At 71.0% G+C, this 9,132-nt stretch carries 9 protein-coding genes; 6 read left to right on the forward strand and 3 right to left on the reverse strand.

Going from position 1 to position 9,132, the window contains the following annotated elements:
• Nucleotides 1–821: peptidoglycan -binding protein (locus ROTAS13_RS13960; RefSeq protein ID WP_139323359.1), on the forward strand; the 821-nt coding region annotated here is incomplete at its 5' end.
• 114 nt (nt 822–935) lie between these two features.
• Here ROTAS13_RS13960 and ROTAS13_RS13965 read toward each other — a convergent pair.
• Nucleotides 936–1,268, reverse strand: coding sequence for a DUF1491 family protein (locus ROTAS13_RS13965; RefSeq protein ID WP_075822642.1), 333 nt, complete (start codon nt 1,266–1,268; stop codon nt 936–938).
• A gap of 117 nt (nt 1,269–1,385) precedes the next feature.
• Here ROTAS13_RS13965 and ROTAS13_RS13970 point away from each other — a divergent pair, with 117 nt between their 5' ends.
• Nucleotides 1,386–1,601 carry a hypothetical protein gene (locus ROTAS13_RS13970; RefSeq protein ID WP_037249763.1) on the forward strand — a complete coding sequence of 72 codons (216 nt, stop codon included), beginning with the start codon at nt 1,386–1,388 and terminating at the stop codon, nt 1,599–1,601.
• A gap of 32 nt (nt 1,602–1,633) precedes the next feature.
• Complete coding sequence (locus tag ROTAS13_RS13975; RefSeq protein ID WP_019461542.1) at nt 1,634–2,581, forward strand: hypothetical protein; 948 nt, start codon at nt 1,634–1,636, stop codon at nt 2,579–2,581.
• On the opposite strand, the gene ROTAS13_RS13980 is transcribed toward ROTAS13_RS13975, so the two are convergent.
• Both ROTAS13_RS13980 and ROTAS13_RS13985 read right to left on the reverse strand, forming a co-directional pair.
• Nucleotides 2,563–3,552 (reverse strand): ketopantoate reductase family protein, encoded by a 990-nt coding sequence (locus ROTAS13_RS13980; protein ID WP_075822643.1) that lies wholly within the window; start codon nt 3,550–3,552, stop codon nt 2,563–2,565. The genes ROTAS13_RS13975 and ROTAS13_RS13980 overlap by 19 nt on opposite strands.
• 32 nt (nt 3,553–3,584) lie before the next feature.
• On the reverse strand, nt 3,585–4,769 hold the full coding sequence (locus ROTAS13_RS13985) for a M20 family metallopeptidase (RefSeq protein ID WP_019461545.1): 1,185 nt from the start codon (nt 4,767–4,769) through the stop codon (nt 3,585–3,587).
• Nucleotides 4,770–5,165: 396 nt separating this feature from the next.
• On the opposite strand from ROTAS13_RS13985, the gene ROTAS13_RS13990 reads away from it, so the two are divergent.
• The 3 genes from ROTAS13_RS13990 (at nt 5,166) to ROTAS13_RS14000 (ending at nt 8,827) form a co-directional block, all read left to right on the forward strand.
• Entirely contained in the window at nt 5,166–5,762 is a 597-nt protein-coding gene (locus tag ROTAS13_RS13990) for a tripartite tricarboxylate transporter TctB family protein (protein WP_019461546.1), read from the forward strand.
• Nucleotides 5,763–5,775: 13 nt separating this feature from the next.
• Nucleotides 5,776–7,284: a tripartite tricarboxylate transporter permease gene (locus tag ROTAS13_RS13995; protein ID WP_019461547.1), complete on the forward strand. Its 1,509-nt coding sequence runs from the start codon at nt 5,776–5,778 to the stop codon at nt 7,282–7,284.
• 112 nt (nt 7,285–7,396) lie between these two features.
• The gene (locus tag ROTAS13_RS14000) at nt 7,397–8,827 is read left to right on the forward strand and encodes a mannose-1-phosphate guanylyltransferase/mannose-6-phosphate isomerase (RefSeq protein ID WP_026033269.1); all 1,431 of its coding nucleotides are present in this window, start codon (nt 7,397–7,399) and stop codon (nt 8,825–8,827) included.
• The last annotated feature ends 305 nt before the right edge of the window (nt 8,828–9,132 follow it).

The following is a 9,132-nucleotide window of genomic DNA, read 5'->3' on the forward strand; positions in this document are numbered from 1 at the left end:
CGCTGGCCCAGGCCCAGGCCCAGTCCCAGGCACAGATCGCCTCGCTCCAGGCCGAGGCCGCGAAGCTCGCCGACCAGGTGCGCGCCCTGACCGCGCTGCGCGACCAGCTGGAGAAGCAGGCGCAGGAGGCCCAGGCGAAGCTCGGCGAGGAGCAGCACGCCCATGGCGAGGCGGTGCGCCTGTCGGAAAGCGCCCAGGCCCAGGCCGCCCTGCTGGCCCGGCAGATCGACGATCTGAAGGCACAGCTCCAGCGCCTCGCCGCCGCGCTCGACGTGCAGCAGAAGTCCGGGCAGGAGAAGGACGCGCAGATCGCCGATCTCGGCAGCCGCCTGAACGCCGCCCTCGCCGCCAAGGTCGAGGAACTGCAGCGCTACCGCAGCGACTTCTTCGGCCGGCTGCGCCAGGTGCTGGGCGACCGCCCCGACATCCGCATCGTCGGCGACCGCTTCGTCTTCCAGTCCGAGGTGCTCTTCCCCGTGGGCAGCGCCGACCTGTCCGACAGCGGCAAGGCGCAGATCCGCCAGATCGCCGGGGTGCTCAAGGAGATCTCCGGCCGTATCCCGCCCGGCACGCCCTGGATCCTGCGCGTCGATGGCCATGCCGACCGCACGCCCTTCCGTGGTGGCGGGCGCTTCGCCTCGAACTGGGAGCTCAGCGCCGCCCGTGCCATCGCCGTGGCGCAGCTGCTGATCAGCGAGGGCCTGCCCGCCAACCGGGTGGCCGCCGCCGCCTTTGGCGACAACCAGCCGATCGACCCGGGCGACAGCCCCGAGGCCCTGGCGCGGAACCGGCGCATCGAACTGCGGCTGACCGACCGCTGAGGCCGGCCAGCCCCCTGGTCCGGCAACCCGTTCCTTGGCGGCAAGGCGCTGCCTTTCCCCCGCCCCCCGCCCGGGGCTGGCCACGCAGAGCAACGCCCCAGGCCGGGGGCCGGATCAGATGATCTTCGCCTCGAAGGGCGGCAGGAGGTCCGGAGCCTCGAATTCCAGCACCCAGAGGTCCGGGTCGCGTTTCACCTGCCGGGCGACATAGGCATCGGCCGCCTCCTGGTCCACCGCCGCCGTGCCGGTGCCACGCATCCAGGCCTGCCGGCCCTCGGCGTCGCGCACCTGGGACAGCACGACCATGCCCTCCCGTCCGTGCAGGACGCAGAGGATGCCGCCGCTGTCGGGGTCCCCCTTGCGCAGCACCATGCCGGGGCGGCCGGCCTGGTCCCCGAGGCGAAGGGCCATCGAGGCCCAGATACCGGCTTTCACGCGCGCTTCCATGCTTCTGGAGGTGCCGTCGCCGCGCCTGCGGCGCAAGCCCCGCCGCAGCCTCTTGCCGACGCCGCGCCGCCGCGCGAAACACCCGCCGCCGACAGGGCATAGGGGATCAGGGAAAAGATGGCTGCACCGGAGCGCCGTTTGACGGAGGGCCAGCGCGCCTATGAGGCCAAGCGCGCGGCCAAGGCGGGCATGAGCCTGGAGAAGTGGCTCGCATCCCGCGAGCGGGAGCGCGAGACGGCGAAAGCCGCGGCGACCGAGGCGCCCAAGCCGCCGGGCAAGGCGCGCGCCTTCTTCAGCAAGCTGATGGAAAAGGCCAACAAGCCGATCGGCTGAAGCCCGGCACCGGCCCCGGCAAGGTGCGGGCGATGATCGCGGCCCATGCCGATTGGTCGGTGAACCCGGGCAAGCGCTGGTTCACCGGCGCCCGGCGCACGGGACCGGGTGGCTGGCTTGCCACCGCCCCGCGCCCGGTCGGCGAGCCCGCTGCCTGGGCCGCCGCCCTGCTGGCGGAGGGGCCCACCGTGGCGCTGGGGCTCGACCTGCCGCTCGGCCTGCCGCGCGCCTATGCCCGGGCGCGCCCCGAACCGGACTTCCCCGCCTTCCTGCGCGGCCTCGCGCGGCAGCCCGGCTTCTGGCGCGTCGCGGAGACGGTGGCCGAGGTCTCGGCCGGCAGTCCCTTCTACCCGGCGCGCGGGATGCGCGGCATGACCCGGCTGGAACATGCCCTGGCGCTGGGCATGGCGGATGCGTCGGGCCTGTGCCGGCTCTGCGACCTCGCCACCGCGGAACGCCCCGCTGGGGCGCCGCTCTTCTGGACGCTGGGGGCGAACCAGACCGGCAAGGCGGCGATCTCCGCCTGGAGGGACTGGCTGGTCCCGGCCCTTTCCGCCGGCGCCCCCTACCGCCTCTGGCCCTTCGAGGGCGGGCTGCACGGCCTGCTGGCGCCGGGCCGGGCCGTGCTGGCCGAGGTCTATCCGGCCGAATGCCTGCGCCATCTCGGCCTGCGCCTGTCCGGCAGCAAGCGCGACCGCACCGTGCGCCTCCGGGTGCTGCCGGAACTGCGGGAGGCCATGGCCCGGCTGGGCGTCCGGCCGGACGCGCCTCTGGCGGAGGCCATGGCGGATGGCTTCGGCGCCGATGCCGCCGGGGAGGACCGCTTCGACAGCCTGCTCGGCCTGCTCGGCCTCATCGGGGTGCTGGACGGCATCCGGCCGGATTTCGTGCCGGACGATCCCTGGGTGCGGCACTGGGAAGGCTGGGTGCTGGGCCAGACCAGCCTGCCCGCCGCACCGCCCTATCCCGCTGGCGTGTAGAGGCCGGCGCCCTCGGCGACACTCCTTGCCAGCGCCACGACGAGGTCGAGGGTCGGCGTTGCCACCCCGGCCATGCGGGCGATGCGCAGCGGCGCCAGCAGGATCGACTCCACCTCCATCTGCCGGCCGAGCTCCAGGTCCTGCAGGATCGACGGCTTGTGCGCGCTGCGCCCGACACCGGCGAGTTGCTGTACCGGATCGGTGTCGAGCGTGATGCCGAGCGCGGCGGCGATGGTCTGCGCCTCGCGGATCATCCGCTCCGCGGCCGCGGCAACCGCGGGGTCGGCATAGGTCTCGCGCAGGTTCCGCCGCGTCAGGATGCAGAGCGGCCCATAGGAGATGTTGCCCATCAGCTTGGCCCAGACCTCCTTGCGGATCTCCGTGGTCACCGGCACCTCGGTGAGCCCGCCGGCCTGGAGCAGCCCGGCCAGCGCCTCGATGCGCGGCGTCACCCGCCCGTCCGGCTCGCCCAGGATCAGGCGGCTGCCCTTGCCCTCCACCGAGATCACGCCGGGCTCGACCACGGTGCAGGAGGAATAGACCACCCCGCCGATCGTGCGCCCGATGCCGATGGCGCCGTGCAGCACCCCGCCCGGATCGAGCTCCGGCATGTGCTGCCCCTTCAGCACCCCGCCGGCCCCGTCGAGATACCACCAGGGAATGCCGTTCAGCGCGAAGACGACGGCGGTCTCCGGCCCCAGCAGAGGCCTGATCGCCCGGGCCACCTGTGGCAGGGCGGGCGACTTGGTGGTGACGACCACCACGTCCTGCGGCCCGAACTCCGCCGGGTCCTCCGACGCGGCGAGGCGTGCGTGGTGCTCGCCGTCATAGGCCCGCACCGTCAGGCCGCGTGCACGGATGGCGGCGAGCTGCGTGCCCCGCGCGACCACGGACACTTCCGCCCCGCCTTTCGCCAGGCGCATCGCCAGATGGCCGCCGATCGCCCCGGCGCCGAAAACGCAGACTTTCATGCCGATCTCGTCCCCTATCGGACCCGTCACGCTCAGGACAGCAATTCGAGTGCCGCGCGGGACAGCGCCTGCACGCCCAGCGCGATGCAGCGCTCGTCGGGCTGGTAGAAGGCGTTGTGCAGCCGGTCGTCCCGCCCCGGCGCGCCGGAGCCGATCAGCATCTGGAAGGCGGGCATCCGCTCCGAGAAGGCGGAGAAATCCTCCGACCCCATGCTCGGCTCCCCCGCCTCCGGCTCGACGCCGAGCTGCGCCCGGATCGCCGCCACCGAGGGGTCGAGCACCCGGTCGTCATTCACCAGCGGCGGCACGCGGCGGGCATAGTTCAGCTCGCAGGTCACGCGCATCCCCAGCTCCAGCCCGGCGACCAGGCGGCGGATGGCGGCCTCGGCGGTGTCGCGCGCCTCCGGGTGCAGCGTCCGAACCGTGCCCTTCAGCGCCACGCGCTCGGGGATGATGTTGTAGGTCGTGCCGCCCTGGAACATGCCCACCGTCACCACGGCGGGGTGCAGCGGCCGCACCTCGCGGCTCACCACCGTCTGCACCTGCGACACGAACTGCGCCGCCGCCACGATCGGGTCCACCGCCGCGTAAGGGTGCGCCGCATGGCCCGACTTCCCCCGGATGGTGAGGTCGAACAGGTCCGAGGCCGCCAGTCCCGTCCCCCTCACATAGCCGAAGCTGCCGACCGGCCTGTCCGGCACGTTGTGGAAGCCGAGCGCCATGTCCACGCCCTCCGCCGCCCCGTCGGCGATCATGGCGGCGGCGCCCTCCAGGATCTCCTCCGCCGGCTGGAAGACCAGCGCGACGCGACCCGCCAGCATCGGGGCGATCTCCCGCAGCACCTCCGCCACGCCGAGCAGCGTCACCGTGTGGATGTCATGGCCGCAGGCATGCATCTTGCCCGGCACGGTGCTGGCGAAACCCTGTCCCGTCTCCTCGTGGATCGGCAGCGCGTCCATGTCGGCGCGGATCGCCAGGGTTGGCCCCGGCCGACCGCCCTCGATCACCCCCAGCACACCGGTCCGCCCCACCCCGGTCCGGTGCGCGATGCCCAGCCGCGCCAGCTCCGCCGCCACGATCCCGGCGGTGCGCACCTCCTCGAAGCCCAGCTCCGGATGCGCGTGGATGTCGCGGCGCAGGCCGATCAGCCGCGCCTCGGCGGCCTCGGCGATGCCGGCGATTCGGCCGGTGGGGTCATTGGGGCGTGGTTCCGTCACGGGGGGCCTCCGGAGGGCGCGGGACGCGTGCCCTGGCGGGTGGAAATCGCCCGGAGGGTCGCGCGGGATGGGAAAGTGGAGGGGCAGCCGCCCCCTGCTGCAGGGCAGCATGAAAAAAGGTGGGGCATCCCACAAGGGCGATCCCTTGCGACGGTGTGTTTCCCCGCATTACGCTTGGTCAACTTCAAAGTCATGGGAGGATAATGGGATGCCGCTCGCCCAGGGCGCCACCGGCCAGCGCGCCGGGTGCCGGATGCCAGGATATCCGGCGCGGCCGGCCCGCCACCCCCTCCCCATGCCTTTGCTGGACACTGCCTCTCCCCCATCCGGGGTGGCTGAGGATGAGGCCATGCCCGGCCCGAACCGGCCGCGTAGCGCGATTCGGAGACAAGACGCGTGAAGATCAACACGAAGGACCTGATCTCGGGGGGGCTGCTGGTACTGCTGGCCCTGGTCGGGCTCTGGCTTAACACGGACCATACGCTGGGCGATGCCCGGCGGATGGGGCCGGGCTACATGCCCATGCTGGTATTCGTACTGCTGCTGATCCTGGGGGCGCTGGTTGTGCTGGTGAGCCTGCGCAGCGGCCCCGACGCGCTGGAGCGCTGGACGAACACGGACCTGACCACGGTGCTGCTCGGCACCGCGGCGGGGCTGGTGGTCTGGCAGGTGCTGGAGCGCATGGGAGTGGGCGAGGGCAACTGGCGCCAGGTCGGCTTTGCCTTCGTGGTCGGGCTGGGCATCATGGCGGCCTCGCCGGGCTGGCGGCCGCTGGCGCTGGTCAGCGTCTGCATGGCGATCTTCGCCCTGGCGCTGGAGCCGCTCGGGCTGGTGGTGGCCTTGGTGCTGAGCCTGACCGTCAGCGTCTTCGCCGACAGCAGCCACACGGCCCGGGGCGTGCTGGGCATGCTCGTGGCGCTGGTCGTGATGGCCTGGGTCATCTTCATCTGGCAGCTCGACATCCGGGTGCCGGTCTGGCCGACGGCCTTCTGAGAGCGGACGCACCATGGACCTCTTCGCGAACCTCGCGCACGGCTTCGGCGTCGCGCTCTCCCTCGACAACCTGCTCTTCGCGCTGCTCGGCGCCCTGATCGGCACCGCCATCGGCGTGCTGCCGGGCATCGGCCCGGTGGCCACCATCTCCCTGCTGCTGCCCATCACCTTCGGCCAGCCCGCCACCACCGCCATCATCATGCTCGCCGGCATCTACTACGGCGCGCAGTATGGCGGCTCGACCACCGCCATCCTGCTGAACCTGCCGGGCGAGGTCTCCTCGGTGGTGACCACGCTCGAAGGCTACAAGATGGCCCGCAACGGGCGGGCGGGGGCGGCGCTGACCATCGCCGCGCTGGGCTCCTTCTTCGCCGGCACGGTGGCGACCCTGGTGGTGGCGGCCTCCGGCCCGCTGCTGACCCAGGTGGCGCTCTCCTTCGGCCCGGCGGACTACTTCTCGCTGATGCTGCTCGGCCTGATCATCTCGGCCGTGCTGGCCCAGGGCTCGGTGCTCAAGTCCATCTCCATGGTGGTGCTGGGCGTGGCCCTCGGCCTGGTCGGCACCGACGTGCAGACCGGCCAGCAGCGCTTCACCTTCGGCATCCCCGAGCTTTCCGATGGCCTGGGCTTCGCCTCCATCGCCATGGGCATGTTCGGCATCTCCGAGATCATCCTGAACCTGGAGCGCCCCGAGGCGCGCGAGGTGCTCAAGACCAAGATCGGCAGCCTCTGGCTGACCAGGGAGGAGTTCCGCCGCGCCACCCCCTCGGTGCTGCGCGGCACGGTGCTGGGCTCGGTGCTGGGCATCCTGCCCGGCGGCGGCGCGGCGCTGTCGGCCTTCGGCTCCTACATGCTGGAGCGCAAGGTCTCCAAGTACCGCCACGAGTTCGGTAATGGCGCCATCGAGGGCGTGGCCGGCCCCGAGAGCGCCAACAACGCCGCCGCCCAGACCTCCTTCATCCCCTTGCTCACGCTGGGCATCCCGGCCAATGCCGTGATGGCGCTGATGGTGGGTGCCCTGATCATCCAGGGCATCCAGCCCGGCCCGCGCATGGTCGAGGCCCAGCCCGACCTGTTCTGGGGCCTGATCTGCTCCATGTGGATCGGCAACCTGATGCTGCTGGTCATCAACCTGCCGCTGATCGGCATGTGGGTGAAGCTGCTCAGCGTGCCCTACAAGTACATGTACCCCGCCATCCTCATGTTCTGCATGATCGGTGTGTACTCGCTCAACAACAGCGTCTTCGACGTCTACCAGACGCTGGCCTTCGGCATCCTGGGCTATGTCTTCACCAAGCTGAACCTCTCGGCCGCCCCGCTGCTGATCGGTTTCGTGCTCGGCCCGATGATGGAGGAGCACCTGCGCCGCGCCATGCTGCTTTCGCGCGGCGACGCCTATGTCTTCATCGACTTCGCCAACCGCCCCATCAGCGCCTGCCTGCTGGTGATCTGCGCCCTGGTCCTCGGCTCGATGATGCTTCCCGCGCTGCGTCGCAAGAAGGATGAGGCCATCGCGGAATGATCTTGTAAAAGTAACAAGTTTCTAAATTAGAAGCGGGCCTATGGCCCGCTTCCCTTTTAGGCAGCGCTCCGCTAGGTCGTGAGGCTACCGAGTGTAAGGACCCGCGCGATCGATGACAGCTGCCGCTGCGTCTCTCATTCCCGTCGTCCTCTGCGGAGGGACCGGCACCCGGCTCTGGCCCCTGTCGCGCGAGGGTTATCCGAAGCAGTTCTGGCCCTTGGTCGGCGAGAAGACCATGCTCCAGGCCACGGCGAGCCGTGCCCAGGGCCCTGGCTTCGCGCCGCCCGTCCTGGTGGCCTCGGAACCGCACCGCTTCCTGGTGGCCGAGCAGCTGCGCGAGGACGGCATCGAGGGCGCGCGCATCGTCCTGGAGCCGGAGGGCCGTAACTCCGCCCCCGCCATCGCCGCCGCTGCCCTGATCGCCGCCGAGCAGGACCCGCGCGCCATCCTCTGGATCATGGCCGCCGACGCCGTGATCCAGGACAAGGACGCCCTGCTGGAAGCGGTGAAGCTGGCCGCCGCGGCCGCCGAGGCGGGCTCCATCGTGGCCTTTGGCATGAAGCCGACGGCGCCCGAGACCGGCTACGGCTACATCGAATCCGGCGACCCGCTGCCAGGGGCAGAGGGGCTCTTCAAGATCAAGAGCTTCGTCGAGAAGCCGGACGCCGCCACCGCCCGCCACTTCCTGGAGGGCGGCCGCCATCTCTGGAATTCCGGCATGTTCGTGGCCTCCGCCGCGACCTGGCTGGCGGAGCTGGAGCGCCTGGCGCCCGAGCTGATGGAGGCCGTGCGCGCCTCGGTGGAGGGTGCCAAGCGCGACCTCGACTTCGTGCGCCTCGACGCCAAGGCCTTCTGCAAGGCGCCCTCCATCTCCATCGACTACGCGGTGATGGAGAAGACCCCGCATGCCGTGGTCGTGCCCGCATCGCTAGGCTGGTCCGATGTCGGCTCCTGGGATGCCCTCTGGGCCGTCTCGCCCAAGGACGAGAAGGACAACGCCACCCACGGTCCCGTCCATCTGGTGGAGGCCGAGGGCTGCCTCGTCCGTTCCGAGGGCATGCTGACCGGCGTGGTCGGCCTCAAGGACGCGGTGATCGTCGTCACCGAGGACGCCGTGCTCGCCATGTCCCGCGACAGGGCGCAGGACGTGAAGAAGCTGGTGGAGAAGCTGAGGGCCGCCGGGATCAAGGAGGCGACCGAGCACCGCCGCGCCTATCGCCCCTGGGGTCACTACGAGGGCCTGATCCTCGGCAACCGCTTCCAGGTGAAGAAGATCCAGGTCCGCCCGGGCCAGAAGCTCAGCCTGCAGAAGCACCACCACCGCGCCGAGCACTGGGTCGTGGTGAACGGCACCGCCATCGTGGAGCGGGATTCCGAGCGCCTGCTCGTCCGCGAGAACGAGAGCGTCTATCTGCCGCTGGGCTGCGTCCACCGCATGGAGAACCCGGGCATGATCCCGCTGACCCTGATCGAGGTGCAGTCGGGCTCCTATCTCGGCGAGGATGACATCGTCCGCTACGAGGACAATTACGGCCGGGCCTGAGCCCCGGCCCGGCGGGCCCCTCCCCCGCCACCCTCTTCGGCATCCGCTTCGAAGCGCCCTGGGCCAGTCGTCCGGGGCGCTTTCCTTTTGCGCGCCTTTCCGCCAGCCCCGGCACGAAATAGGTCATTCCCCGCGGTCCGTTCCACCGGCAGGATGATGGAACCAGCCTTCAGGTGGCTCGGGGGGAATGGACTTGATTCGAGATATCCTGCGGCCTGCGACACGCGCCGTGCGCTCCATCATCGGCACCAATGGCCTGTCGGACCGCCTCGCGGTGCTGGAGGGTGCCCTGCTCACGCAGTCCC

Source organism: Roseomonas sp. TAS13 (assembly GCF_001950415.1).
GTDB lineage: Bacteria > Pseudomonadota > Alphaproteobacteria > Acetobacterales > Acetobacteraceae > Roseomonas > Roseomonas mucosa.